Raw genomic sequence first — 24,382 nt, forward strand, 5'->3', positions numbered from 1 at the left:
CCCATGTCCACGCCTACGCACGCTAAAGTTTTGATACTCGGATCCGGCCCTGCCGGTTACACGGCGGCCGTCTATGCGGCACGCGCCAATCTGAGCCCCGTCCTTGTTACAGGTTTGGCCCAAGGTGGCCAGCTGATGACCACCACGGACGTCGACAACTGGCCGGCCGACGCCGACGGCGTGCAGGGTCCGGACCTGATGCAGCGCTTCCAGAAGCACGCCGAGCGCTTCAACACCGAAATGCTGTTCGACCACATCGCCAAGGTCGACCTGTCCAAGCGTCCGTTCACCCTGACCGGCGACACCGGCAAGGTCTACACCTGCGACGCCCTGATCATCGCCACCGGCGCCTCGGCCAAGTACCTGGGCCTGCCGTCCGAAGAGGCCTTCATGGGCCGCGGCGTGTCCGGCTGCGCCACCTGCGACGGTTTCTTCTACCGCAACCAGGACGTGGTCGTGGTCGGCGGCGGCAACACCGCCGTCGAGGAAGCCCTGTACCTGTCCAACATCTGCCGCAAGGTCACCCTGATCCACCGCCGCGACAAGTTCCGCGCCGAGCCGATCCTGGTCGACAAGCTGATGAGCAAGGTCGAGAACGGCAACATGGAACTGAAGGTGTTCCATACGCTGGAAGAAGTGCTGGGCGACGACAGCGGCGTCACCGGCGTGCGCGTGCGCCACGTCGACACCGGCGCCACCGAAGACCTGAAGGTCACCGGCGCCTTCATCGCCATCGGCCACCAGCCCAACACCGAGATCTTCCAGGGCCAGCTCGAAATGAAGGACGGCTACATCGTCACCAAGAGCGGCCTGTCCGGCATGGCCACCATGACCTCGGTCCCGGGCGTGTTCGCCGCCGGCGACGTGCAGGACCACGTCTACCGCCAGGCCATCACCAGCGCCGGCACGGGCTGCATGGCCGCCCTGGACGCACAACGGTGGCTGGAGAATGCGGGGCAATAAGGTCGGCGCGGCCGACCTGAAACGCCTCAAGAAAGACCTGCAGGCCGAGCAAGAGCGCGCCGCCCTCGCCCAGCGGGTGGCGGCGCTCCGGAAAACCGCGCCGGCGCCCGGCGTGGACACCGATCCGGCCGACGACATGGCCGCGTTCCGGCGCACCATGCAGTCGGTCAAGCCGATCAGGCAGGCCGCGCGCGTCGAGCACAAGCCGGCGCCGCAGCCGGCCCCTGCCCTGCGCCGCGCCAACGCGCTGGGCGAAACGTCCACGCGCGCGGACGTTGGCGTCTCGGACGGCGGCGAAATCACCCACCTGCTGTCCGAAGGCGGCACCGCCTTCGTACGCAGCGATGCCGCGCCCGACACCGCGCGCAACCTGCGCCGCGGCCAGTGGCGCGCCGGCGCCGAACTCGACCTGCACGGCCTGCGCGTGGAACAGGCGCGCCACGCCATGCTGTCGTTCCTGGACGAGTGCCAGGAACACGGCATCCGCTGCGTGCGCATCGTGCACGGCAAGGGCTATGGCTCCGAAGGGCTGGAACCGGTGCTCAAGGACAAGGCCCGCACCTGGCTGGTGCAGAAGACCGAAGTGCTGGCGTTTTCCGAGGCGCCCGAACGCGAAGGCGGCGCCGGCGCCCTGCTGGTGCTGCTGCGCCAATCCGAAGGACCGCGCAAATGAAGTGGCTCTACCTGGGCATCGCCATCATCGCCGAGATCTTCGCCACCAGCGCCCTGAAAAGCTCCGACGGCTTTTCGCGCCTGCTGCCGTCGGTGGTGACGGTGTTCGGCTACATGATCTCGTTCTACTTCCTGTCGCTGACGCTGCGCGAGGTGCCGGTCGGCATCGCCTACGCCATCTGGTCGGGCGTGGGCATCGTGCTGATCTCCATCGTCGGCGCGCTGGTCTTCAAGCAGCACCTGGACACCCCCGCGCTGATCGGCATCGGCCTGATCATCGCCGGCGTGGTGGTCATGAACGTCTTCTCGAAGTCCGTGTCGCACTGAGCCGTCCCGGGCGCGAGCCCGGGTCCGGCCGCCGCCGGCGCGTGTCCGGACCGCCCGGCGCCCGCGCCACGCTCAGGCCGTGCCGTTTTCCGCGGGCGGCTTCGGCGCGCCCGGATGGCGCAGGTAGTCCACCAGCGCCAGCGTGGCGCGGTCGGGCGGCGGCGTCAGTAGCGACACCACGATGATCGTCAGGAACGCCACCGGCGCGCCGAACACGCCGGCCGCGATCGGCTGGATGCCCCACCACAGGTCCACCGGCTGGGTTCGCGAAATCCCCAGCACCCATTCCCGCAACCACGGATGCGTGTGCGTCATGTAGGCGAAGGTCACCAGCAGCCCCGCCGCCATGCCGAGCGTGGCGCCCCATTTGTTGGCGCGGCGCCAGAACACGCCCATCACCAGAGCCGGGAAGAACGACGAGGCCGCGAACGAGAACGCCGCCGACACCATGAACAGGATATCGGCCGGCTTGCGCGCCGCCACCCAGGCCGCGCCGAACGCCACCACCAGCAGCAGGATCTTGGACACCATCACCCGCCGCGCCGCCGACATGCGCGGCGATACCATGCGATACCACATGTCGTGCGACAGCGAATTGGACAACGTCAGCAGCAGGCCGTCGGCGGTGGACAGCGCGGCCGCCAGCCCGCCCGCCGCCACCAGCCCGGAAATCACGTAGGGCAGCCCGCCGATCTCGGGCATGGCCAGCACCACCACGTCGGCGCCGATGCTGATCTCGCTGAGCTGCACCACGCCGTCGCGATTGATGTCGGTGACATCCAGCAGGTTGCTGTCGACCGCGCTCCAGGCATGCACCCAGTTCGGCAGGCTGAGGAAATTCGACCCCACCACCTGCGTATAGACCTCGTACTTCACCAGCAGCGCCAGCGCCGGCGCCATGAAATACAGCAGCAGGATGAACAGCAGCGACCAGCACACCGAGCGGCGCGCCTCGATCACCGACGAGGTCGTGTATGACCGCATCAGGATGTGCGGCATGCCCGCCGTGCCCAGCATCAGGCACAGCACCAGCGCCAGGAAATTGATGCGCATGTTGCGCCGTTCCTCCGGGTCTTCCGAAGGAAATGGCTCGGCATGCGGGGTCAGCGGCGCGGCGCGCGCCTCGAAGGTGGCCTTGGCCTGCGACCAGGCGATCCTGGCCTCCTCCACGTTGGGCGGAAAGGCCGCCAGTTCGCGCTCGACCGAGCGGATCTCGACCATCGGCGCATCGCCGGCGTTGAGTTGGGCCAGGCGGCTGCGCAGCTTGTCTTTTTCCAGCGCCCAGGACTCGGGCAGGTCGCGCACCCGCTGCGCCATCTCGTCGGCGTGTTCCTGCCACAGGCGGCGCACCTCGATCTCGGCCGGATCGTTCCGCAGGTAGACCTCTTTTTCCGTCACCTGCTGCAGCACCGCACCGGCCGACAGCTGCGGCACCGGCATGTCGGTGTGCTTGATCGATAGCCACACCACCGGCACCAGATAGGCGATGACCAGGATGATGTACTGCCCCACCTGGGTCCAGGTGACGGCGCGCATGCCGCCCAGGAACGAACAGACCAGCATGCCGCCCAGCGCCACGAAGATGCCCAGCTCGAACGAAATGCCGGTCATGCGCGTGGTGATGATGCCCACGCCGTAGATCTGCGCCACCAGGTAGGTGAACGAACAGAGGATGGCGCAGGCCACGCCCGCCAGCCGCGGCAGGTTGCCGCCATAGCGCGCGCCCATGAAATCGGGAATGGTGTACTGGCCGAAGCGGCGCAGGTATGGCGCCAGCAGCATCGCCACCAGCACGTAGCCGCCGGTCCAGCCCATGATGTAGGCCAGCCCGCCGTAGCCCGTCAGGTACAGCGTGCCCGCGACCCCGATGAAGGAAGCCACCGACATCCAGTCGGCGGCGGTGGCCATGCCGTTGTAGAAGGCCGGCACCCGCCGGCCGGCCACGTAGTATTCAACCTGGTCCGAGGTGCGGCAGACGATGCCGATGCCCGCGTACAGGCTGACCGTGACCAGCAGGAACACATAGCCGATCCAGTTGCGCGGCAGGCCCAGGATCTCGGCCAGCGCCATCAGCAGGATCATCAGCGCGAAGCCGGCCGTGTACAGCACGTAGATGCGGCGCAGCCGGATGCTGAATTGCTGCGGGGTATCTCCGCCGAAAGGCATCAGGAGTCCCCCTTGGCCTCTTCCGAGCGCTGGTCGGCGCGGTTCATGATCCGCGCATAGATGCCGATGAGGATGAGATAGGCCAGCGGCGCGCCGTAGGCCGCCATCCAGAACGAGAACGGCCAGCCGATGAAGTCGAACGACAGGCTGCGGGCGAAATAGGAAGGAATGAACGTCAGCGCGGCCCAGACGACCAGCAACAACACGATCAGCCGCACATTGCGGCGCCAGTAGCGTGTGGGGACGGGCTTGGAAGAAACGCGGGATTCCGGCATAGCTAGCGTGAGCGAAACCTGGGGAATATCGCGAAACGCGGCGCTGGAAAAAACCCTGGCGTGCGGAATACGGGCTTTTTATGCGACAACGGCCGGCACTGCCTGGTGCCAGCCGTTGTGCGTTTTGCTTTTTTTGAGTACTGCTACTTTTTTATGTACCGGTGCCGCCGGTAATTGCCCATGCAGGGCTTTGTCTCCTCACCTGCATGGGAAGAGATTCTGCACCAGATGCGGGAATGCCACACTAGGGGAATGCCCTAATTCGGCGCATTCATTTACATATTCCATGCACCACAGTAGTGCATTTTGGTGGTCGTGTTCTAAATATTGGGATTTTTCCGGTCCAAACCCGCTTTCCGGAGGTTGCCGACCGCCCCGATTTTGAGCCAGCCTCAACTACCGTCCGCCCCGCCGCCCGGTTCCGGGCATCCGCGCCGCGCCAGGGCGGCGCATCCGCTGGCCGGAATGATAGCGGCGCGTCTTTACGTTCCGTTTACACCCCCCCGCCAAAGCTATACCCCGTTTTTACCCCCTGCTCCGTAACCTGCCGGTGTCCTGATTGGTCACTTCGCCCGCGCGGTCCGCATCCCCTTTTGCCGCCCGGGCCCGTCGTTCGAAGGGAGCCCGCTCCCGGGAGGAAAAACGTGGATGCCATCTATATCGCGATCTTCGCCGTCATGGCCGGGCTGACCTACGCCCTGGTCTCGTTCTGCGAAGCCTTGTCCTCGGGAGAGCAACCATGAGCTGGCTCTACTGGCTGAGCGGCATCACGTCCGCGCTGCTGTTCGTGTACCTGCTGGTCGCCTTGTTCAAACCGGAGAAGTTCTGATGACTGCCGAATTCGTCGGACTGCTGGTCGTGTACCTGGTGGTCCTGCTCGCGATCGCGCCCTTTCTCGGGCGCTATATCCGCATCGCCATGGAAAACGGGCAATCCCGGCTGACCGCCTGGGGCCGCCCGCTGGAACGTGGCATCTACCGGCTGGCGGGCATCGACCCGCAAGCCGAAATGGGCTGGAAGCGCTATGCGCTGGCCGTGCTCGCCTTCAACATCCTGGGCATCGTGGCGGTCTACGCGCTGCAACGCCTGCAGGGCCTGCTGCCGCTGAACCCGGCCGGCATGGGCGCCGTCTCGCCCGATTCCTCGCTCAACACCGCCATCAGCTTCGTGGCCAACACCAACTGGCAGGGCTACGGCGGCGAATCGACGATGAGCTACCTGACGCAGATGCTGGCGCTGACGGTGCAGAACTTCGTCTCGGCCGCCACCGGCATCGCGGTGCTGTTCGCGCTGATCCGCGGACTGGCGCGCCATTGCTCGGCCACGGTGGGCAACTTCTGGGCCGACATGGTGCGCAGCACGCTGTATGTGCTGCTGCCCCTGTCGCTGGTGCTGGCGCTGGCGCTGGTCAGCCAGGGCGTGATCCAGAACTTCAGCCCCTACCAGGAGGTGCAGACGGTCGAAGCCCTGCACTACGACCAGCCGCGCGTGGACGCCCAGGGGCAACCGGTGCTGGACGCCAAGGGCCAGCCCGTGACCGATCCCGCCGTCACCCAGACGCAGACGCTGGCGATGGGCCCGGTCGCCTCGCAGGAAGCGATCAAGATGCTGGGCACCAACGGCGGCGGCTTCTTCAACGCCAACTCGGCCCATCCCTATGAAAACCCGACCGCCGTGTCGAATTTCCTGGAGATGCTGGCAATCCTGGTGATCCCGGCGGCGCTGTGCTTCACCTTCGGCGAGATGGTCGGCAACCGGCGCCAGGGCATCGCCATCCTGGCGGCCATGACCCTGCTGTTCGTCGTGTTCGCCTTGAGCACCGCCTATTTCGAGCAGCAGCCCAATCCGATGACCGCCCAGACCGGCGTCGACAGCGCCATGAGCGCGCTCTCGCCGGGCGGCAACATGGAAGGCAAGGAGACCCGCTTCGGCATCGCCGCCACCTCGCTGTTCGCCACCATCACCACGGCGGCCTCGTGCGGCGCGGTCAATGGCATGCACGATTCGCTGAGCGCCATGGGCGGACTGTCGCCGATGCTGCTGATGCAGCTGGGCGAAGTGGTCTACGGCGGGGTCGGCTCCGGCCTCTACGGCATGCTGGCGTTCGCCATCCTGGGCGTCTTCATCGCCGGGCTGATGATCGGCCGCACGCCCGAGTACCTGGGCAAGAAGATCGAAGCCTACGACATGAAGATGGTCTCGATCGTAATCCTGGCGACGCCGCTGCTGGTGCTCGGCGGCACCGCGCTGGCGGTGTCGGTGACGGCCGGCCAGGCCGGGGTGCTGAACCCGGGCATCCACGGCTTCTCCGAAATCCTGTACGGACTGTCCTCGGCCGCCAACAACAACGGCAGCGCCTTCGCCGGCCTGTCCGCCAACACGCCCTTCTACAACGTGCTGCTGGGCATCGCCATGTGGTTCGGCCGCTTCGCCATCATCGTCGCGGTGCTGGCGATGGCCGGCTCGCTGGCGGCCAAGCGCCGCCTGCCCGCCGGCCCCGGCAGCATGCCCACCACCGGCCCGCTCTTCGTGGTGCTGCTGATCGGCGCGGTGCTGCTGGTGGGCGCCCTGACTTATGTGCCCGCGCTGGCCCTGGGCCCGGTCGCGGAACACCTGCAACCCTGAATGCAACAGGCTAGGAAAGAAAATGGCCAAGATTGATATGCCAACCCAAGGCGCCGGCGGCGGCGCCGCCCGCGCGCCGTCGGCCGCGCCGCTCGAACGCAAGTTCGGCATGTGGTCGGGCGCGCTGGTCGGCCCCGCGCTGGTCGACAGCCTGCGCAAGCTCTCGCCCGCCGCGCAGCTCAAGAACCCCGTGATGTTCGTGGTCTACGTGGGCAGCATCCTGACCACGATCCTGTGGATCATGGCGCTGCGCGGCCAGGCCGAGGCGCCCGCGGGCTTCATCCTCGCGATCTCCGTGTGGCTCTGGTTCACCGTGCTGTTCGCCAACTTCGCCGAAGCGCTGGCCGAAGGCCGCGGCAAGCAACAGGCCGCCACCCTGCGCGGCCTGCGCACCACCATCGACGCGCGCCTGCTCAAGGGCTTTCGCGACGAGGATGCCGCCCGCGCCGAACCGGCGCTGTGGCGCGACCAGGCCGTCAAGCAGGCGTCCGGCCTGCTGCGCCGCAATGACGTGGTGCTGGTGGAAGCCGGCGAAACCATCCCGGGCGACGGCCAGGTCATCGCCGGCGTGGCCTCGGTGGACGAAAGCGCCATCACCGGCGAATCGGCCCCGGTCATCCGCGAATCCGGCGGCGACTTCTCGTCCGTCACCGGCGGCACGCGGGTGCTGTCCGACTGGATCTTCGTGCGCATCGCCGCCGATCCGGGCGAAAGCTTCCTGGACCGCATGATCGCCATGGTCGAAGGCGCCAAGCGCCAGAAGACGCCCAACGAACTGGCGCTGACCATCCTGCTGGTCGGCCTGACGGTGGTGTTCCTGCTGGTGGTCGCGACGCTGATGCCGTTCTCGATCTACTCGGTCAGCGCGGCCGGCGGCGGCAGCGCCGTCACCGTCACGGTGCTGGTGGCGCTGCTGGTTTGCCTGATCCCCACCACCATCGGCGGCCTGCTGTCGGCCATCGGCGTGGCGGGCATGAGCCGCATGATGGGCGCCAACGTCATCGCCACCTCGGGCCGCGCGGTGGAAGCCGCCGGCGACGTCGACGTGCTGCTGCTGGACAAGACCGGCACCATCACCTTCGGCAACCGCCAGGCCTCGACCTTCCTGCCCGCGCCCGGCGTGTCGCCGCGCGAACTGGCGGACGCCGCGCGCCTGGCCTCGCTGGCCGACGAAACGCCGGAAGGCCGCAGTATCGTGACGCTGGCCGACAAGGCCATCCACGGCCCGGCCGTGCGCGCCCCGGACGCCGAGTACGTGCCGTTCACCGCGCAGACCCGCATGAGCGGCGTCAACCTGAAGGACCGCATCATCCGCAAGGGCGCGGTCGATGCGGTGCGCGCCTGGCTGGCCGAACAGGACGCCGTGGTGCCCGAGCAGGTGCTGCGCCTGGCCGAGGATGTCGCGCGCCGCGGCAGCACGCCGCTGATGGTCAGCGACGGCAACCGCGCGCTGGGCGTGGTCGAGCTCAAGGACATCGTCAAGCCCGACATCCAGTCGCGCTTCGCCGAACTGCGCCGCATGGGCATCAAGACCGTGATGATCACCGGCGACAACAAGCTCACCGCCGCCTCCATCGCCGCCGAAGCCGGGGTCGACGACTTCCTGGCCGAAGCCACGCCGGAAGCCAAGCTCAAGCTGATCCGCGCCTACCAGGGCGAAGGCCGCCTGGTGGCGATGACCGGCGACGGCACCAACGACGCGCCGGCGCTGGCCCAGGCCGACGTCGCGGTGGCGATGAACTCGGGCACCCAGGCCGCCAAGGAGGCGGGCAACATGGTGGACCTGGATTCCAACCCCACCAAGCTCATCGAGATCGTCGAGATCGGCAAGCAGATGCTGATGACGCGCGGCGCGCTGACCACCTTCAGCATCGCCAACGACGTGGCCAAGTACTTCGCCATCATCCCGGCGGCGTTCGCCACGGTGTATCCGCAACTGAACGTGCTGAACATCATGGGCCTGACCACGCCGGCCTCGGCCATCCTGTCGGCCGTGATCTTCAACGCGCTCATCATCATCGTGCTGATCCCGCTGGCGCTCAAGGGAGTGCGCTACCGCCCGCTGGGCGCCTCGGTCCTGCTGCGCCGCAATCTGCTGATCTATGGACTGGGCGGCCTGCTGGTGCCGTTCGCCGGCATCAAGCTGGTCGACATGGTGCTGGCCGCCCTGGGCTGGGTCTGACCCGCGCCCGTCACTGGAAAGGAACTCATCATGAAACAAGCTCTTCCCCTGCCGCGCCAAGGCGGCATCCTGCGCCCCGCGCTGGTCGTGTTCGCCGCCCTGTCGCTGGTGACCGGCCTGGCCTACCCCTTCCTGACCACCGGCATCGCCGCCGCCGTGTTCCCGCACGAAGCGTCGGGTTCGCTCATCCGCCAGGACGACAAGGTGGTCGGCTCGGAATGGATCGGCCAGTCGTTCAGCGCGCCGCAGTACTTCTGGGGCCGGCCGTCGGCCACCTCGCCGATGCCGTACAACGGCGCCAACTCCGGCGGCTCCAACCTCGGGCCGCGCAACCCGGCGCTGGCCGAGGCCGTGCAGGCGCGCATCGCCGCCCTCAAGGCCGCCGATCCGGACAATCCCACGCCGGTGCCGGTGGACCTGGTCACCGCCTCGGGCAGCGGCCTGGATCCGCACATCAGCCCCGCCGCCGCGGCCTATCAGGCCGCGCGCGTGGCCCGCGCCCGCCATCTGCCGCGCGACAAGGTCGACGCCCTGATCGAAGCCAACACCTCCAAGCCCTGGCTGGGCGTGCTGGGCGACCCGGTCGTCAACGTGCTCAAGCTCAATCTGGCGCTGGACCAACTGGCGCCGGTGAAATGACACGCCGGCGTATAGTATTGCCAGCCGTTCCCCCATTTCACTTGCGCGTTCATGGCTGACAATGCTGACGAGCGTCCCGATCCGGACGCGCTCTTGAAAGACCTCGACGACGCCGCGCGCCAGGCGGTGCGCGGCAAGTTGCGGGTCTACTTCGGGTCGTCCGCCGGCGTCGGCAAGACCTACGCCATGCTGGTGGCCGCCCGCGCCCATGCCGCGCAGGGCGCCCGCGTGCTGGCCGGCATCGTCGAAACGCACGGCCGGCGCGAGACCGCCGCGCTGCTCGAGGGCGTGGCCGTCCTGCCGCTCAAGGATGTCGCCTACCGCGGCCACGCGCTCAAGGAATTCGACCTCGACGGCGCGCTGGCGGCCCACCCCGACCTGGTGCTGGTCGACGAACTGGCCCACTCCAACGCGCCCGGCTCGCGCCACGCCAAGCGCTGGCAGGACATCCAGGAACTGCTGGCGGCCGGCATCGACGTCTGGACCACGCTCAACGTGCAGCACCTGGACAGCCTGAACGAGGCCGTCGGCAGCATCACCGGCGTGCGGGTCTGGGAAACCGTGCCCGACGAGGTCTTCGACGCCGCCGACGAAGTCATCCTGGTGGACCTGTCGGCCGACGAACTGCTGCGCCGCCTGAAGGAAGGCAAGGTCTACCTGCCCGAGCAGGCGCGCCATGCCACCCGCAATTTTTTCCGCAAGGGCAACCTGATCGCGCTGCGCGAACTGGCGCTGCGACGCACCGCCGACCATGTCGACGACGACGTGCAGGCCTATCGCCGCGACCGCGCCATCGAACCGGTCTGGCGCACGCGCGAGGCGGTGGTGGCCTGCATCGGCCCCGACGCCGACGCCGAATACGTCATCCGCAGCGCCCACCGCCTCAGCCAGCAGCTCGAATGCGACCTGCACGTCGTCACCATCGACGTGCCGCGCGTCGCGCCGCCGCCGCAGGCCGAGCAGGAACGGCTGCAACGCAGCCTGGCGCTGGCCGACTCCCTGGGCGCGCGCTGCGAAACCCTGGCCGGCGGCGACATGGTCGACGCGGTGGTGCGCTACGTGCGCCGCCACAACATCACCAAGGCCATCGTCGGCCGCACCCGCGCCAGCGGCCTGCAGCGCCTGAGGCTGTCGCTGTCGGCGCTGCTGACCGCGGCCATCAGCCCCGGCTGGCTGTGGCGCCGCCACAGCTTCGCCGACATGCTGGCCGCCGGCTGCCCCGAGATCGACATCATCCGCCTGGGCGCGCCGCCCCTGCCCGCCGCCAGTGTGCCGGGCCGCGACCCGCTGACGCTCGGCCGCCGCGGCCGCCTGCCCGGCGACGAACGCAGCCCGCTGGCGCTGGCCGGCTATGCCTGGGCGCTGTGCTATTGCGCGGTGGCCACCGCGCTGTCGGCGCTGGCGTTCCCGGCGCTGCACCAGACCAACATCGTCATGCTGTTCCTGCTGGCGGTGGTGGTGGTGGCGCTGCGCCATGGCCGCGGCCCCGCCGCGCTGGCCTCGATCGTCAGCGTGGGGCTGTTCGACTTTTTCTTCGTGCAGCCGCTGGCTTCGTTCGCGGTGTCCGACGTGCAGTACCTGCTGACCTTCGGCGTGCTGCTGGCCGTGGGCCTGCTGATCGGCCAGCTCACCGCCGGCCTGCGCTTGCAGGCGCAGGCCTCGGTCAAGCGCGAGGCCGATGCGCGCAGTCTGTATGAGTTCGCGCGCGAGCTGTCGTCGGCGCTGCTGCCCGAGCAGATCGTCGCATCCGCCGGCGCCTTCGTGCACGCCACCTTCGGCTCGCGCTGCGCGCTCTACATCCTGGGCCTGGACGACCGCCTCAAGCTGGCCTCCCCCGCCGCCGACGACATGCCGCCGCTGGAATCGGCGCTGGCCCAATGGGTCTACGATCACGGCCAGCCGGCCGGCGCGGGCACCGCCACGCTGTCCAACAGCGACCTGCTGTACCTGCCGCTGAAGGCGCCGATGCGCACCCGCGGCGTGCTGGCGCTGGCGGCGCCGCGCCGCAGCCTGTTCTCGCAGCCCGACTCGCGCCGCCAGATCGAAGCCTACGCCACGCTCATCGCCATCGCCCTGGAACGCCTGCACTACGTCGAAGTGGCGCAGCAGGCGCTGGTCAGCATGGAATCCGAGAAGCTGCGCAACTCGCTGCTGGCCGCGGTCTCGCACGACCTGCGCACGCCGCTCACCAGCCTGGTCGGCATGACCGACACGCTGATGCGGCGCCAGGACGCGCTGCCGGCCGACATCCAGGACACCATCCGCGCCATGCGCGACCAGGCGCAGCGCATGCACGCGCTGGTCGCCAACCTGCTCGACATGGCGCGGCTGCAGAGCCGCGACACGCCGCTGCGGCTGGAGTGGCAGTCGATCGAAGAACTGGTCGGCGCGTCGCTGGCCGCCATGCGCGAGCCGCTGGCGGCGCACCAGGTCGCGGTCGACAGCCTGTCCGGCCTGCCGCTGGTCGAATGCGACGGCGTGCTGATCGAGCGGGTACTGTGCAACCTGCTGGAGAATGCCGCCAAGTACACGCCGGCCGGCAGCGTCATCCGCCTGCATGCCGCGGCGCAGGACGGCGAGCTGCGCGTCGCGGTGTGCGACAACGGCCCCGGCGTCGCGCCCGGCGCCGAGCGCCGCATCTTCGAGAAATTCACCCGTGGCGAACGCGAGTCCGCCACGCCCGGCGTCGGCCTCGGCCTGGCCGTGTGCGAAGCCATCGTCAGCGCGCACCACGGCCGCATCTGGGTCGAGCACGCGCCGGGCCAGCCCAGCGGCGCGCAATTCGTCTTCACCCTGCCCCTGGGCACGCCGCCTCCGATCCACCCCGAAATCGCCTGAGTCCATCGCATGTTCGACTTTCAGCCCACCGTCCTCATCATCGAGGACGACGCCAATATCCGCCGCTTCGTGCGCCAGGCCCTGGAAGACGAAGGCTGCGCCGTGTTCGAGGCCGACACCGTCAAGCGCGGCCTGATCGAGGCCGGCACCCGCCAGCCCGACGCCGTGGTGCTCGACCTGGGCCTGCCGGACGAGGACGGCATGACCCTGATCCGCGAACTGCGCGGCTGGACCGAAGTGCCGGTGCTGGTGTTGTCCGCGCGCACCGCCGAGGCCGACAAGGTGGCGGCGCTGGACGCCGGCGCAGACGACTACCTGACCAAGCCGTTCGGCGTCAGCGAACTGCTGGCGCGGCTGCGCGTGCTGCTGCGGCGCCATGCCCGCGGCGGCGCCGGCAGCGCCGCCGAGATCAGCTTCGGCGACGTGCGCGTGGACTTCGCCAAGCGCGTGGTCGAGCGCGGCGGCCAGCACGTGCACCTGACCGCCATGGAATACCGCCTGCTGGCCGCGCTGCTGGCCCATCGCGGCAAGGTCATGACCCACCGCGAACTGCTGCGCGAGGTCTGGGGCCCGTCGCACGTGGAAAGCAACCACTACCTGCGGATCTACATGGGCCACCTGCGGCAGAAGCTCGAGGCCGATCCGGCGCAACCGATCTACCTGCTGACCGAGATCGGCGTGGGCTATCGCTTCGCGGGCTGAACGCGAGCGCGGGGCGCAGCCGCATTGATGCGCCTTTTACGCGGGCCGCGCGAGTCTTGTCTCGCCGTTTATGCCGCTTCTCCTATCGTGGCGATCCCGTCCAACACAGGAGAATTCCATGTCCCGCAATACCCTGGCCGCGCTCGCGCTGCTGGCCCTGGCCGCTCCCGCGCACGCCGCCGATGCGCCCGCCGCCGGCGAACCGGCCCCCGAGTACGCGCTGACCGCCAACGTCACCCTGGCCAGCCAGTACCGCTACCGCGGCCTGATGCAGACCAACAACCAGCCCGCCATCCAGGGCGGCTTCGATTTCACGCATGCCAGCGGCCTGTACCTGGGCAACTGGAACTCCAGCATCAGCTGGCTCAACGACGGCAACAGCAAGGTCTCGGCGCCGGTGGAAATGGACTTCTACGGCGGCTACAAGGGCAACCTGGCGCCGAACGTGCCGTTCGACCTGGGCGTGCTGCAGTACTACTACCCCGGCGACTACCCGTCGGGCTACACCAGCCCCGACACCACCGAGCTGTACGCCGGCCTGGGCTACGGCCCGGTGCTGTTCAAGTACTCGATCGCCATGACCAACCTGTTCGGCTTCGCCGACAGCAAGTACAGCCAGTATTTCGACCTGAGCGGCAACTTCGACACCGGCTTCTGGGACCTGACGGTCAACGCCCACGTCGGCCGCCAGACGGTCCGCAACGTCACCGACGGGGCCTACACCGACTGGAAACTGGGATTGACCAAGGACTTCGGCCAGGGCCTGGCGGTCTCGATCGCCTACATCGACACCAACGCCGACCGCGCCGTCTACACCAACAGCCGCGGCCGCTACATGGGCCGCGCCACCGGCCTGCTGTCGCTGACCAAGACTTTCTGAAGCGCCCGGGCGTTGACGCGCTTTTTACGCGTCGCGCCCGCATTTATCGGCAGGTTTTACGGCCCGCTTTCTATAGTGGAATCGTCATCAACCAACCGGATACGCGCAAGCCCGCCCTCACGGCTGCGCCCCCCCGACCGCCATGATTCCCCGCCAAGAACGCAGCACGTACGCCTCGTTTGACCGTCCCGCCCAGGCCCTCGCGCCGCAACCCGCGGAGATGGTTTCCCTGACCGTCAGGATCGACACGCTGGACGCCTTGAAAGTCCGGCTGGCCCTGCACCGCGAACTGGGCGAACGCATCGGCGTCTATGTGCTGTCGGTGGATCACGCCCATGGCCAGAGCATCCTGCAGCTGCATTGCGACCGCGACCAGGTCGACGCCCTGATGCACGCGGTGATGTGCGGCCTGCCCCAGGCCGAATTCGGCCCGCTGCGCCCCGCTGCCGCCATTACGGTGCAGTGAGCCATGGATACCCCGCTCACCCCCGCTTTCGACGGTCTCTGGCTGCCGATGGTCACGCCGATGCGCGGCGGCTACGTCGATTGCGAGGCCGCCCAGGCTTTGGCGCGCTACTACCGCAACGCCGGCGTGGCCGGCCTGGTGCTGTTCGGCTCCACCGGCGAAGGCAACCTGCTCTCCATCCCCGAGAAGATCGAGATGATCGAGGCTATCCGCCGCGATCCGCACGCCCTGCCGCTGGTGTTCGGCGCGGGCGGCGTCGACACGCGTGGCGTGGCCGCCGCCATCCGCCGCCTGGACAAGTACGCGCCCGCCGGCTACCTGGTGCCGCCGCCCTATTACCTGGGCCCGTCGCAGCAGGGCATCCTGTGGCACTACCGGCAGATCGCCTGGGCCACCGAGCGCCCCATCATCCTCTACAACATCCCCAAGCGCGCCGGCGTCACGATGACGGTCGAAACCATGGAATCGCTGGCGCTGCTGCCCAACTTCCGCGCGGTCAAGGAATGCAATCCGCCGGTACTGATGGCGTTGAACGCGCGCGGGCACCTGGCGGCCCTGTGCGGCGAGGACATGGCGCTGCTCGATCATTTCCTGGCGGGCGGGCGCGGCGCCATTCCGGCGGCCGCGCACCTGTTCCCCGAGCGCTTCGTCGAAGTGATGCAGCTGGCGCGCGACGGCCACGCCGAAGCGGCGCGCGAATTGTTCGAGCCGCTGCGCGGCCTGATCCGCGTGTTGTTCGCCGAACCCAACCCGGCGCCGATCAAGCGCGCGCTGGCCCTGCAAGGCCTGATCGCCGACGAACTGCGCCTGCCCATGACCAGCGCCAGCCGCGAGCTGACCCCGCGCCTGCAGCGGGCCATGAGCGTGGTGCAGGGCTCGCCTAGTAGGCTGCAGACAGCTTGAACACCGCCACCGCGCGCGCCAGGTCGTCGGCCTGGTCGTGCAAGGTGGCGGCCGACGCCGCGAACTCCTCGACCAGCGCCGCGTTCTGCTGCGTCACGCTGTCCAGGTGCGTCACCGCCTGATTGATCTGTTCGATGCCGACGCTCTGCTCGGACGACGCGGTGGCGATCTCGCCCATCAACGGCGCGCTGCTCGCCGCCGACTGCAGCACGCTGCTCATGGTGGCGCTGGCCTGCTCCACCCGCTGGCTGCCGCGTTCGACCGAATCCGACGACGCCTCGATCAGCGTCTTGATTTCCTTGGCGGCGGTGGCCGAGCGCTGCGCCAGCGCCCGCACCTCGCCCGCCACCACGGCGAACCCGCGTCCCTGTTCGCCGGCGCGCGCGGCTTCCACCGCGGCATTGAGCGCCAGGATATTGGTCTGGAACGCGATTTCGTCGATCAGCCGGATGATCTCGTCGATGCGCTGCGAGCTCTGCGAGATCTCGCGCATCGCGTCGATCGCATGCTGCGTTTCCTCGCTGCCCTGCCGCGCCAACTGCGCCGACTGGCCCGCCAGCGAACTGACCTCGCGCACGTGGTCGGCGCTCTGCTTGGCGGTGGCCGTGATCTGCTCGACGCTGGCCGCGGTCTGTTCCAGCGCGGCCGCCTGTTTCTCGGTGCGGTCGTGCAGGTCCATGCTGCCCGCGGCGATCTGGCGCGAGGCCGCCGCGATCGAACCGGTGGAGTGCACGATGGTGCGCACCGCCACGTCCAGCCGCTCCTGCATCAAGGCCATGGCGTCGAACAGCCGGCCGATCTCGCCGCGATGGTGGCGCGAAATGATGCTGGACAGGTCACCCTGCGCCACCCGCTCACAGACCGCCACCGCCTCGTCCAGCGGCCGGATGATATGGGAACGGAAGAACCGCAGCGCTGCCGCCAGCAGCACCACCAGCAGCGCCAGCGTCACGCCGCCCTGACGCCACAGCGTCGCGCGAAAGGCGGCGTCGACGTCATCCACGTACAGGCCGGTGAACATCAGCCAGCCCCATTCCGGGTCGTAGACGGCGTAGCTGGCCTTGGGCAGCGCCTCTTCGGCCCCCGGCCGCGGAAAGTGGTATTGGACGAAACCGCCGCCCGCCTTGCCCTGCGCGTAGAGATTCTCGAAGATCGGCAGGCCGTCGCTGTCCTTGACCGCGCGCACGTTGGTGCCGGTCATCCTGGCATCGGGATGCACCAGCAGCGTGTAGCTGTCGTCGAACACGCCGACATAGCCATCCGCGCCGTAGCGTAGTTGCGCCAGCCGCTGCGCCACGTTGCGCTTGGCCTGCTCGGGCGACAGGTGCTCGTCGATGGCGCGCTGCTTGCCATTGCGCACGATGCCGGCGGCCAGGTCCAGCACGTTGCGCAGTTCCGTCTTGCGCTCGGCCAGCATCTCGGCGCGCCGCTCCCAGGCATCCCATCCCCCCAAGGCCAGCACCGCGACCCCGATCGCGAGCACGAACCACAGCAACTCCCTGCGCAAGCTTGAATTCTTCATAGACCCTTTTTCTCCATGCCCACCGCCGCCGGAAACCAAAGGCAGCGAAATGTGACGATTTATCTGTTGCGTCTGATCAGAATAAAGGGGAGCGACAGGGTTTTCACCGACGAGAGGGAGCCGGCTTGATCTACGTCAAGCCCGGCGGGCATTTGGATGCGCCACGCGCGCGCGAAAAAAAAGCAAGGCCGCCAGGGCCTTGCTTTTCAGGATGCGCGATTATGCGCCGATATCCCAGGTCACATGTTTTCGATCATGACCTGACCAAAACCGGAGCACGACACCTGCGTCGCGCCCTCCAGCAGCCGGGCGAAGTCATACGTGACCTTCTTCGACAGGATCGACTTCTCCATGCTCGAGATGATCAGGTCGGCCGCCTCGGTCCAGCCCATGTGGCGCAGCATCATTTCCGCCGACAGGATCTCCGAACCCGGGTTGACGTAGTCCTTGCCCGCGTACTTCGGCGCCGTGCCGTGGGTGGCCTCGAACATGGCGACCGAATCGGACAGGTTGGCGCCCGGGGCGATGCCGATGCCGCCCACTTGCGCGGCCAGCGCGTCGGAAATGTAGTCGCCGTTCAGGTTCAGGGTGGCGATGACGTCGTATTCGGCCGGGCGCAGCAGGATCTGCTGCAGGAACGCGTCGGCGATGACGTCCTTGACGATGATCTCGCGGCCGGTCTTGGGGTTCTTGAACTTGCACCACGGGCCGCCGTCGATCAGCTGCGCGCCGAATTCCTTCTGCAGCAGCGCATAGCCCCAGTCGCGGAAGCCGCCTTCCGTGAACTTCATGATGTTGCCCTTGTGCACCAGGGTCAGCGACGTGCGGTCATTGTCGATGACGTACTGCGCCGCCTTGCGCACCAGGCGCTCGGTGCCCTCGCGCGACACCGGCTTGATGCCGATCGACGAGGTGTTCGGGAAACGGATCTTCTTGACGCCGAGCTTGGTCTGCAGGAACTGGATCAGTTCCTTGGCCTGCTCGCTGTCGGCCATGTATTCGATACCGGCGTAGATGTCTTCCGAGTTCTCGCGGAAGATCACCATGTTGGTCTTTTCGGGTTCACGCACCGGCGAGGGCACGCCCTTGAAATACGCCACCGGGCGCAGGCAGACGTACAGGTCCAGCTGCTGGCGCAACGCCACGTTCAGCGAACGGATGCCGCCGCCCACGGGCGTGGTCAGCGGACCCTTGATCGAGACCACGTAGTCCTTGACCACGTCCAGGGTCTCGTCGGGTAGCCAGACGTCCGGGCCGTAGACCTTGGTGGCCTTTTCGCCGGCGTAGACCTCCATCCAGTGGATCTTGCGCTTGCCGCCATAGGCCTTCTGCACGGCGGCGTCCACCACCTTGATCATGACGGGCGTGATGTCGGCGCCGGTGCCGTCACCCTCGATGTAGGGCACGATGGGCTGATCCGGCACATTCAGCGAGAAATCAGCGTTGACCGTGATCTTCTGGCCCCCAGCGGGCACCTTGATATGTTGATAGGACATGAATGCTCCATTTGCTCCGAGTGGTTTTTCTGCACGCGCGCCGCATCGGCTGGCATGTGGTCCGCAGGCCGCGCGGCCCTGGCGAAACGCACACTGGATAGCGGATAGCAACCAATTCTATATCGCATTGCGGCCGGCGGGCGGGCGGCGCCCCGGCGGGCGGTAAAATAAAGCCCTCTCTGGCCAGCATGGCATCCGTCTGACAATGTTCAACCCTTCCCGCGACCAAGTCCGCGAATTCTTCATCGAAACCTGGCGCAAGCACCGCGCCAACGAGGTCCTGACCCCGCTGGAGGCCATGGCCCTGGACTGGATCATCGAGCATCCGGAATACCACGCCGATCTCGAAAGCCCCGAGGCCATGACCGCCGAATACGCGGTGGAAAAGGGCCGCACCAACCCGTTCCTGCACCTGTCGATGCACCTGGCCATCGCCGAGCAGCTGTCGATCGACCATCCGCCCGGCATCCGCAACGCCTACCAGCGCCTGGTGGCGCGCACCGACGCGCACCAGGCCGCGCACGAGATCATGGAATGCCTGGGCCGGGTCGTCTGGGAAGCGCAACGCCTGGGCACCCCGCTGGACAGCGATACCTACATCGACCTGATCCGCCAGCGCGCCGAGCGCTAGCCCCGCGCCGCGCGAACGCCCAAGAAAAAACCCTCGGTCTCCCGAGGGTTTTTTGCATGCGGCCGGACCGTCGCGCTATTTGCGCACGCCCAGGTCGCTGGGCTGGGCCGACAGCCAGGCCGCCACGTTGCCGATGTCCTGGTCGGACAGCTGGGTGGCGAAGGCGCCCATGATGGGGTTCTTGCGCACGTTGGCGGTGGCCGCGCTGCCCGAGGCGCCGCGGCGGTAGGCCTTGAGCGCATGCACCAGGTAATCGGCGTGCTGGCCGGCCAGCGTCGGATAGGCCGGGTCCACCGCCGTCTTGGCGTCGGCGCCGTGGCACGAGGCGCAATTGAATTTGTCGAAGACGGCCTTGCCGGCCGCCAGGTCCTGGGCCTGGGCAGTCGCGCCCGAAATGGCCAGCGTCGCGCCCGCGAGGGCAAGCATGATGCGGTTCATGTGATTGCCCCCGGTTATTTCAGGTTCGAGTAGTAAGCGGCCAGGTCGGCGATATCCTGGTCGGACAGGCTGCCGGCAATGGCATCCATCGTGGGATGGCTGCGCGCGCCTTTCTTGTACTCATTGAGGGCGGTCTCGATGTACTTGGCGTTCTGGCCAGCGATCATCGGTACGTGATAAAGCTCGGGAAACGTCGCCTTGTAGCCTTCGATGCCATGGCAACCAATGCACATGGAAACCTTGTCACGGGCGTTCTGGACATTACCGACCGGCGCTGCATCCGCAGCAACTGCCTGGCCGGCGATCGCACAGGATGCCAATGCGGCCAGCAGGGAAACCGAGTACTTCAGAGAGAATCGCAACTTCATTGGGATGGCTCTTCTTGGTATGGCTTGAGGACTAGGGCCTGCTCACACTGAAAGGCCCCCGGCAAACACGTTGCGGGTCGAACCCAACTGCAAAACCGCCTGATTGTACGATAATTGTCTAGGATTAATACCCGAAAATGGCCTTGATCCCCATCAACCCTGAGAAGTCCGCTGATCCATGTCCGCTGCCCAGACCGCTCCTTCCGCACCGCACGCACGCTTCGATGGCACCGACCGATACGTCGCCACCGATGACCTCAAGCTCGCCGTCAACGCCGCGCTGACACTGCAGCGCCCGCTGCTGATCAAGGGCGAACCCGGCACCGGCAAGACCATGCTGGCCGAGGAAGTGGCGCGCGCGCTGGACCGTCCTTTGCTGCAGTGGCACATCAAATCCACCACCAAGGCGCATCAGGGTCTTTACGAATACGACGCGGTGTCGCGCCTGCGCGACTCGCAGCTCGGCGACGAGAAAGTCCGCGACATCCGCAACTACATCGTGCAGGGCACGCTGTGGCAGGCCTTCGACGCCGAACAGCCGGTGGTGGTGCTGATCGACGAGATCGACAAGGCCGACATCGAATTCCCCAACGACCTGCTGCGCGAACTCGACCGCATGGAATTCCATGTGTACGAAACGCGCCAGACCATCGCCGCACGCCACCGGCCGCTGGTCATCATCACCTCCAACAACGAGAAGGACCTGCCAGACGCCTTCCTGCGCCGCTGCTTCTTCCACTACATCCGCTTCCCCGACCGCGACACCATGCGCGACATCGTCGCGGTGCACTTCCCCGAGCTCAAGCAGGACGTGCTGCGCGCGGCGCTCGACACGTTCTTCAGCCTGCGCGACGCGCCCGGCCTGAAGAAAAAACCGTCGACCTCCGAACTGCTGGACTGGCTGCGCCTGCTGCTGGCCGAGGACGTCAGCGCGGCGCAGATCGACGCGCACACCGCCACCGCGGTGCCGCTGATGGCCGGCGCGCTGCTCAAGAACGAACAGGACGTGCACCTGCTGGAACGGCTCGCCGCCATGACCCGCGGCGCGCCGCGCCGCTGACGCTTCCTTCACGGCGCCTGCCATGCTGATCGACTTCTTCTACCACCTGCGGGCCCACAAGCTGCCGGTCTCGGTGCAGGAATACCTGACGCTGGTGGACGCGCTGCGCCAGGACGTGATGACGCCCACGCTGGACGACTTCTACTTCCTGGCGCGCACCGCGCTGGTCAAGGACGAATCGCTCTACGACCGCTACGACAAGGCCTTCGGCGCCTACTACAAGGGCATCGAGGCCGCGCTGCCGGCGGGCAAGGACATCCCGCTGGACTGGCTCATCAAGCAGTTCGAGAAGAGCCTGACGCCGGAGGAAAAGGCCGCCATCGAGAAGCACGGCTGGGACAAGCTGATGGAGCTCTTCAAGGAGCGCATGGAAGAGCAGAAGGAACGCCATGCCGGCGGCAGCAAGTGGATCGGCACCGGCGGCACCTCGCCCTTCGGCAACGGCGGCTATCACCCCGAAGGCATCCGCGTCGGCGGCCAGTCGGCCGGCAACCGCAGCGCGGTCAAGGTCTGGGACATGCGCCAGTTCAAGGACTACGACGACCAGGTCGAGCTGGGCACGCGCAACTTCAAGGTCGCGCTGCGCCGCCTGCGGCGCTTCGCGCGCGAAGGCGCCGAACTCGAACTGGACCTGGACGACACCATCGCCAGCACCGCGCGCAACGCCGGCCACCTGGACCTGCGCATGGTCCCGGAGCGCCACAACACGGTCAAGGTGCTGATGCTGCTGGACGTCGGCGGCAGCATGGATGACCACATCGGCCGCGTCGAGGAACTGTTCTCCGCGGCCCGCAGCGAATTCCGCAATCTCGAGGTCTACTACTTCCACAACTGCCCCTACGAGAGCCTGTGGCAGAGCAACCGCCGGCGCCAGAACGAACGCTCCGACACCTGGGACGTGCTGCGCAAATACAACCCGGACTGGCGCCTGATCATCGTCGGCGACGCCACCATGAGCCCCTACGAGATCCTGCAACCGGGCGGCTCGGTCGAGCACTACAACAAGGAACCCGGCGCGCAATGGATGCGCCGGCTGCTGGACGCCTGGCCCAAGTCGGTGTGGCTCAATCCCGAGCCCACCGCGTCGTGGCAGTACCGCCAGTCGATCGCGCTGATGCGCGACATCATGCAGGACCGCATGTACCCCGTGACGGTCGCGGGGCTGGAACAGGCGATGCGGGTGCTGTCGAAGTGAGGCAACGGCCACGGCCGCGCGCCGCGGCGCCCCCGCGGCAGCGCGCGTCAGCCATCCACCGGCTGCGCCGGCGTGTCCAGCGTCAACTGGTAGAACGCCAGGTCGAGCCAGCGGCCGAACTTGAAACCCGCCTCGCGGATGGTGCCGGCATGCGTGAAGCCCAGCTTCTCATGCAGCTTGATGCTGCCCTGGTTGGCCGCGTCGATGCCGCCGATCATCAGGTGCACCTGGTTGGCGCGGGCGCGCGCGATCAGCACGCGCATCAGCGCCTCGCCCAGCCCCTGCCCGCGGAAACGGCCGTCGACATACACGGAATGCTCGACCGAATACTTGTAGGCCGGCCAGGCGCGGAACGTGCCGTAGCTGGCAAACGCCATCAGCTCGCCCGCCGCGTTCTCGTACCCCACCACCGGAAAACCGCCGCCGCGCTTGGCCTGGAACCAGCCCTGCATGGCCTCGCGCGGGCGCGGCTTGTAGTCGTACAGCGCGGTCGAGGTGGCGATGGCCTCGTTGAAGATGGCCAGGATCTGGTCCGCATGGCGTTCATGCGTGCAATCGACCAGGATGGCGCCTTCCGGGGCGCCGTTGTCAGCGTGCGTAGTCATGGCGCGGATTGTAGCGGGCCACCCTGACCACCAGACAAAAAAAACCGGCGATGTCGCCGGTTCAGTGAGGGGACTGCCGCTTCTGGCCACTCTCAGGCGGCGCGGCTCTCCACAGATCGGTTGGCGCTGCCGGCCGTGCCGCGCATCCCCGGGCACTGGCGCCAGGACAGTTCGTCCGCATCCATGTCCAGGTCGAACAGGTCATTGGCCGCGGGCCACGGATGCTGGCGCGCCTCGGCGCCCTCCATCTCGAGCACATGCCCGGCAAAGCCGCGCGGCGATCCTCCGCACTCGGCGAAATAGCGCTGGGCGCGCAGGTCCACCACATAGGTGGTCATGTCATGGGTCAGTATGGCCACGAATTGGCCGTCATCACTGGCATAAGCGTACTGAAACTGTCCTTTGATGCGGTCGCCACTCATGGGGCTGCCGGTCAGTTGGGACAAGGCACGCGTGACGATCTCGGTCAGCATGGGTCGTTCCTCCGAAAGATGCGCCGGCAGGATGCCGGCGGCGAAGGCGCGAACAACAAGCACCGTCGCCGCCCGTGGGGCGCGAGGCGCAATCCGGCATACGGCCGGTCTGCGACCCGGCGGGGCGGCGGCTGGCGTTGGACGGGAAACCTGTAGACGGCTGTCGCGCATCCCGTCGACAACAGCAACTACGTTCTGCAAAGCTTACACCCACGCCCGCCCCGATCTCAAATCGGCCGCGCCACGCCAGGGTGTTGCGGCGCAACATCCCGGCCTGACCGGGCCTGCCGACGCTTATGCCGCCGCGAACGGCTCCATGCCTGCGCCGGCGTCACCATTTTTCTGCGCATGCCAGGCCTCGCGCGCCAGCCGGTACAGCACGTGCGTCTTCAAGGGATGGCCGTCCGGCACGGCCGGATGCTCGAAGCGCTGCGTATCTTCACGCATGCCCAGGCGCCGCATCACGGCGCGTGACGGCTCGTTTTCCGGCACCGTGAACGCCACGATCTCGGGCACGCCGATCTGCTCGAACCCCACCCGCAGCGCGGCCTGCGCGGCCTCGCTGGCATAGCCCCTGCCCCAGTAGGGCGCCGCCAGGCGCCAGCCGATTTCCACGCCCGGCGCGAACGGCAGCGTCGGCCCCAGCGCCTTGATGCCGACGAAACCGATGAACGGCGCGACGCCCGGCACCTCGACCGCCCAGAAACCCCAGCCGTACTCGTCGATGCCCGCGGCCAGCCGGTCGGCCAGCGCATCGCTTTCCGGCGCGGTCATCGGCAACAGGTAGCGGGTCACGCGCGCATCGGTGTTCATGTCCGCGAACGGCTTGCGGTCGGCCGCCAGCCATTGCCGCAGCACCAGGCGGGGAGTCTCGATTTCAAGGGATAGCGACATGCGCGGTTTTCCAGACAGAACGACGGGCCGGCGCGCCAGGGGCGGGCCCCTGAACCATTCAC

At 67.5% G+C, this 24,382-nt stretch carries 24 protein-coding genes; 15 read left to right on the forward strand and 9 right to left on the reverse strand.

The annotated features are described in order from the left end of the window. Positions 1-3 precede the first annotated feature (3 nt). The 3 genes from trxB to I6I07_RS01045 are packed head-to-tail and all read left to right on the forward strand — an operon-like array spanning position 4 to position 1,962. Positions 4-963, forward strand: coding sequence for a thioredoxin-disulfide reductase (gene trxB, locus I6I07_RS01035; protein ID WP_054433026.1), 960 nt, complete (start codon positions 4-6; stop codon positions 961-963). Further along, entirely contained in the window at positions 950-1,636 is a 687-nt protein-coding gene (locus I6I07_RS01040; protein ID WP_198485406.1) for a Smr/MutS family protein, read from the forward strand. Before trxB ends, I6I07_RS01040 begins: the two co-directional genes overlap by 14 nt. Continuing rightward, entirely contained in the window at positions 1,633-1,962 is a 330-nt protein-coding gene (locus I6I07_RS01045; protein WP_061072288.1) for a DMT family transporter, read from the forward strand. The genes I6I07_RS01040 and I6I07_RS01045 overlap by 4 nt, the downstream gene beginning before the upstream one ends. A 72-nt stretch (positions 1,963-2,034) precedes the next feature. On the opposite strand, the gene I6I07_RS01050 is transcribed toward I6I07_RS01045, so the two are convergent. Together I6I07_RS01050 and I6I07_RS01055 are read right to left on the reverse strand one after the other, a co-directional pair. Then, entirely contained in the window at positions 2,035-4,128 is a 2,094-nt protein-coding gene (locus I6I07_RS01050) for a sodium:solute symporter family protein (protein WP_198485407.1), read from the reverse strand. Next, positions 4,128-4,403, reverse strand: a complete 276-nt coding sequence (locus I6I07_RS01055; RefSeq protein ID WP_035360037.1) for a DUF4212 domain-containing protein — start codon at positions 4,401-4,403, stop codon at positions 4,128-4,130. The genes I6I07_RS01050 and I6I07_RS01055 overlap by 1 nt, the downstream gene beginning before the upstream one ends. 739 nt (positions 4,404-5,142) lie before the next feature. On the opposite strand from I6I07_RS01055, the gene kdpF reads away from it, so the two are divergent. From kdpF to dapA, 9 genes are all read left to right on the forward strand, one after another. Continuing rightward, positions 5,143-5,232: a K(+)-transporting ATPase subunit F gene (kdpF, locus tag I6I07_RS01060; protein ID WP_035360036.1), complete on the forward strand. Its 90-nt coding sequence runs from the start codon at positions 5,143-5,145 to the stop codon at positions 5,230-5,232. After that, positions 5,232-7,028, forward strand: a complete 1,797-nt coding sequence (kdpA, locus tag I6I07_RS01065) for a potassium-transporting ATPase subunit KdpA (protein WP_198485408.1) — start codon at positions 5,232-5,234, stop codon at positions 7,026-7,028. The genes kdpF and kdpA overlap by 1 nt, the downstream gene beginning before the upstream one ends. Positions 7,029-7,050: 22 nt before the next feature. Beyond that, positions 7,051-9,210: a potassium-transporting ATPase subunit KdpB gene (kdpB, locus tag I6I07_RS01070; protein WP_198485409.1), complete on the forward strand. Its 2,160-nt coding sequence runs from the start codon at positions 7,051-7,053 to the stop codon at positions 9,208-9,210. 30 nt (positions 9,211-9,240) lie between these two features. Then, on the forward strand, positions 9,241-9,849 hold the full coding sequence (gene kdpC / locus I6I07_RS01075; protein ID WP_232625848.1) for a potassium-transporting ATPase subunit KdpC: 609 nt from the start codon (positions 9,241-9,243) through the stop codon (positions 9,847-9,849). Positions 9,850-9,900: 51 nt separating this feature from the next. Next, positions 9,901-12,687 carry a sensor histidine kinase gene (locus I6I07_RS01080; RefSeq protein ID WP_198485410.1) on the forward strand — a complete coding sequence of 929 codons (2,787 nt, stop codon included), beginning with the start codon at positions 9,901-9,903 and terminating at the stop codon, positions 12,685-12,687. Positions 12,688-12,696: 9 nt separating this feature from the next. Continuing rightward, positions 12,697-13,389 carry a two-component system response regulator KdpE gene (kdpE, locus tag I6I07_RS01085; protein ID WP_198485411.1) on the forward strand — a complete coding sequence of 231 codons (693 nt, stop codon included), beginning with the start codon at positions 12,697-12,699 and terminating at the stop codon, positions 13,387-13,389. A gap of 118 nt (positions 13,390-13,507) precedes the next feature. Then, complete coding sequence (locus I6I07_RS01090) at positions 13,508-14,269, forward strand: TorF family putative porin (RefSeq protein WP_198485412.1); 762 nt, start codon at positions 13,508-13,510, stop codon at positions 14,267-14,269. A gap of 142 nt (positions 14,270-14,411) precedes the next feature. Beyond that, positions 14,412-14,735 (forward strand): hypothetical protein, encoded by a 324-nt coding sequence (locus tag I6I07_RS01095; RefSeq protein ID WP_232625849.1) that lies wholly within the window; start codon positions 14,412-14,414, stop codon positions 14,733-14,735. A 3-nt stretch (positions 14,736-14,738) separates the two neighbouring features. Continuing rightward, a complete protein-coding gene (dapA, locus tag I6I07_RS01100; protein ID WP_180187445.1) occupies positions 14,739-15,638 on the forward strand; it encodes a 4-hydroxy-tetrahydrodipicolinate synthase in 900 nt (299 codons plus the stop codon). Here the strand turns inward: dapA and I6I07_RS01105 are convergent. Next, positions 15,616-17,160, reverse strand: a complete 1,545-nt coding sequence (locus I6I07_RS01105) for a methyl-accepting chemotaxis protein (protein ID WP_198485413.1) — start codon at positions 17,158-17,160, stop codon at positions 15,616-15,618. The two genes, dapA and I6I07_RS01105, sit on opposite strands and share 23 nt — an antisense overlap. Positions 17,161-17,399: 239 nt before the next feature. Beyond that, complete coding sequence (icd, locus tag I6I07_RS01110; protein WP_006393232.1) at positions 17,400-18,656, reverse strand: NADP-dependent isocitrate dehydrogenase; 1,257 nt, start codon at positions 18,654-18,656, stop codon at positions 17,400-17,402. 205 nt (positions 18,657-18,861) lie between these two features. On the opposite strand from icd, the gene I6I07_RS01115 reads away from it, so the two are divergent. Continuing rightward, positions 18,862-19,287: a DUF1841 family protein gene (locus tag I6I07_RS01115; protein WP_198485414.1), complete on the forward strand. Its 426-nt coding sequence runs from the start codon at positions 18,862-18,864 to the stop codon at positions 19,285-19,287. Between the two features lie 75 nt (positions 19,288-19,362). On the opposite strand, the gene I6I07_RS01120 is transcribed toward I6I07_RS01115, so the two are convergent. After that, positions 19,363-19,725: a c-type cytochrome gene (locus I6I07_RS01120; RefSeq protein ID WP_198485415.1), complete on the reverse strand. Its 363-nt coding sequence runs from the start codon at positions 19,723-19,725 to the stop codon at positions 19,363-19,365. 14 nt (positions 19,726-19,739) lie between these two features. Then, positions 19,740-20,093 (reverse strand): c-type cytochrome, encoded by a 354-nt coding sequence (locus tag I6I07_RS01125; RefSeq protein ID WP_035360031.1) that lies wholly within the window; start codon positions 20,091-20,093, stop codon positions 19,740-19,742. A gap of 178 nt (positions 20,094-20,271) precedes the next feature. Here I6I07_RS01125 and I6I07_RS01130 point away from each other — a divergent pair, with 178 nt between their 5' ends. After that, complete coding sequence (locus tag I6I07_RS01130) at positions 20,272-21,153, forward strand: AAA family ATPase (RefSeq protein ID WP_180187442.1); 882 nt, start codon at positions 20,272-20,274, stop codon at positions 21,151-21,153. Positions 21,154-21,175: 22 nt separating this feature from the next. Continuing rightward, positions 21,176-22,348: a vWA domain-containing protein gene (locus tag I6I07_RS01135; protein WP_198485416.1), complete on the forward strand. Its 1,173-nt coding sequence runs from the start codon at positions 21,176-21,178 to the stop codon at positions 22,346-22,348. Positions 22,349-22,395: 47 nt separating this feature from the next. Here I6I07_RS01135 and I6I07_RS01140 read toward each other — a convergent pair whose 3' ends face one another. The 3 genes from I6I07_RS01140 to I6I07_RS01150 all read right to left on the reverse strand — a co-directional run bounded on the left by I6I07_RS01140 (position 22,396) and on the right by I6I07_RS01150 (position 24,320). Next, positions 22,396-22,953: a GNAT family N-acetyltransferase gene (locus tag I6I07_RS01140; RefSeq protein WP_198485417.1), complete on the reverse strand. Its 558-nt coding sequence runs from the start codon at positions 22,951-22,953 to the stop codon at positions 22,396-22,398. Between the two features lie 92 nt (positions 22,954-23,045). After that, on the reverse strand, positions 23,046-23,426 hold the full coding sequence (locus I6I07_RS01145) for a hypothetical protein (RefSeq protein ID WP_198485418.1): 381 nt from the start codon (positions 23,424-23,426) through the stop codon (positions 23,046-23,048). 294 nt (positions 23,427-23,720) lie between these two features. Beyond that, positions 23,721-24,320 (reverse strand): GNAT family N-acetyltransferase, encoded by a 600-nt coding sequence (locus I6I07_RS01150; RefSeq protein ID WP_198485419.1) that lies wholly within the window; start codon positions 24,318-24,320, stop codon positions 23,721-23,723. Positions 24,321-24,382 lie beyond the last annotated feature (62 nt).

The organism is Achromobacter deleyi (assembly GCF_016127315.1).
Taxonomy (GTDB): Bacteria; Pseudomonadota; Gammaproteobacteria; order Burkholderiales; family Burkholderiaceae_B; genus Achromobacter; species Achromobacter insuavis_A.

Bases quoted from the DNA above. Each gene is read 5' to 3' on its own strand.
- kdpE (WP_198485411.1), top strand. From the start codon at position 12,697: ATGTTCGACTTTCAGCCCACCGTCCTCATCATCGAGGACGACGCCAAT.
- I6I07_RS01055 (WP_035360037.1), bottom strand. From the start codon at position 4,403: ATGCCGGAATCCCGCGTTTCTTCCAAGCCCGTCCCCACACGCTACTGG.
- I6I07_RS01135 (WP_198485416.1), top strand. From the start codon at position 21,176: ATGCTGATCGACTTCTTCTACCACCTGCGGGCCCACAAGCTGCCGGTC.
- icd (WP_006393232.1), bottom strand. From the start codon at position 18,656: ATGTCCTATCAACATATCAAGGTGCCCGCTGGGGGCCAGAAGATCACG.
- I6I07_RS01125 (WP_035360031.1), bottom strand. From the start codon at position 20,093: ATGAAGTTGCGATTCTCTCTGAAGTACTCGGTTTCCCTGCTGGCCGCA.
- kdpB (WP_198485409.1), top strand. From the start codon at position 7,051: ATGGCCAAGATTGATATGCCAACCCAAGGCGCCGGCGGCGGCGCCGCC.
- I6I07_RS01130 (WP_180187442.1), top strand. From the start codon at position 20,272: ATGTCCGCTGCCCAGACCGCTCCTTCCGCACCGCACGCACGCTTCGAT.
- I6I07_RS01145 (WP_198485418.1), bottom strand. From the start codon at position 23,426: ATGCTGACCGAGATCGTCACGCGTGCCTTGTCCCAACTGACCGGCAGC.
- I6I07_RS01040 (WP_198485406.1), top strand. From the start codon at position 950: ATGCGGGGCAATAAGGTCGGCGCGGCCGACCTGAAACGCCTCAAGAAA.
- kdpF (WP_035360036.1), top strand. From the start codon at position 5,143: ATGAGCTGGCTCTACTGGCTGAGCGGCATCACGTCCGCGCTGCTGTTC.
- I6I07_RS01090 (WP_198485412.1), top strand. From the start codon at position 13,508: ATGTCCCGCAATACCCTGGCCGCGCTCGCGCTGCTGGCCCTGGCCGCT.
- I6I07_RS01115 (WP_198485414.1), top strand. From the start codon at position 18,862: ATGTTCAACCCTTCCCGCGACCAAGTCCGCGAATTCTTCATCGAAACC.
- I6I07_RS01105 (WP_198485413.1), bottom strand. From the start codon at position 17,160: ATGAAGAATTCAAGCTTGCGCAGGGAGTTGCTGTGGTTCGTGCTCGCG.
- trxB (WP_054433026.1), top strand. From the start codon at position 4: ATGTCCACGCCTACGCACGCTAAAGTTTTGATACTCGGATCCGGCCCT.
- I6I07_RS01150 (WP_198485419.1), bottom strand. From the start codon at position 24,320: ATGTCGCTATCCCTTGAAATCGAGACTCCCCGCCTGGTGCTGCGGCAA.
- kdpA (WP_198485408.1), top strand. From the start codon at position 5,232: ATGACTGCCGAATTCGTCGGACTGCTGGTCGTGTACCTGGTGGTCCTG.
- kdpC (WP_232625848.1), top strand. From the start codon at position 9,241: ATGAAACAAGCTCTTCCCCTGCCGCGCCAAGGCGGCATCCTGCGCCCC.
- I6I07_RS01140 (WP_198485417.1), bottom strand. From the start codon at position 22,953: ATGACTACGCACGCTGACAACGGCGCCCCGGAAGGCGCCATCCTGGTC.
- I6I07_RS01080 (WP_198485410.1), top strand. From the start codon at position 9,901: ATGGCTGACAATGCTGACGAGCGTCCCGATCCGGACGCGCTCTTGAAA.
- dapA (WP_180187445.1), top strand. From the start codon at position 14,739: ATGGATACCCCGCTCACCCCCGCTTTCGACGGTCTCTGGCTGCCGATG.
- I6I07_RS01050 (WP_198485407.1), bottom strand. From the start codon at position 4,128: ATGCCTTTCGGCGGAGATACCCCGCAGCAATTCAGCATCCGGCTGCGC.
- I6I07_RS01045 (WP_061072288.1), top strand. From the start codon at position 1,633: ATGAAGTGGCTCTACCTGGGCATCGCCATCATCGCCGAGATCTTCGCC.
- I6I07_RS01095 (WP_232625849.1), top strand. From the start codon at position 14,412: ATGATTCCCCGCCAAGAACGCAGCACGTACGCCTCGTTTGACCGTCCC.
- I6I07_RS01120 (WP_198485415.1), bottom strand. From the start codon at position 19,725: ATGAACCGCATCATGCTTGCCCTCGCGGGCGCGACGCTGGCCATTTCG.